The 319-nt window shown below is 64.6% G+C and carries 1 protein-coding gene; it reads right to left on the bottom strand.

Translation table 11 applies throughout. The features are described from left to right. Positions 1–4 precede the first annotated feature (4 nt). The coding region (locus tag JV201_RS09540; RefSeq protein ID WP_257903297.1) for a fimbrial protein at positions 5–319 on the bottom strand (315 nt) is incomplete at its 5' end.

The raw sequence follows: 319 nt of genomic DNA, 5'->3' as shown, positions 1-319 counted from the left end.
GGGCTTACTGGTACTCGACGGTGAACGCAGCCTTGGCGTTGGCCGGGCCGGAAGTCGCAGTGCCGGTGGCGATGTAGTTGGCGGTGAAGCGCAACGGTTGGGTCAGGTCGACGTACGGAGACGATTCCAGGCCCAGTTGCACGTCCTTGTCGGTGGCGTCCTTGATCTGTACCGCAACGTTGGTGGCGTGACCGGCGTCCGGGCTGATGCCGATCCACTGGCCGCTGGCACCGGCAGTGCCGCTCAGGGACAGGAACTTGACCACGGCGCTCTTGCCGGTAACGCTGCAACCAGGAGCAGTGGTGTCGATGGTCAGGCT

Origin of the sequence: Pseudomonas sp. Colony2, from assembly GCF_019382755.1 — a bacterium.
Lineage (GTDB): Bacteria > Pseudomonadota > Gammaproteobacteria > Pseudomonadales > Pseudomonadaceae > Aquipseudomonas.
The sequence above is the reverse complement of the archived record's forward strand: the minus strand, read 5'-3'. Positions and strand labels throughout refer to the sequence as shown.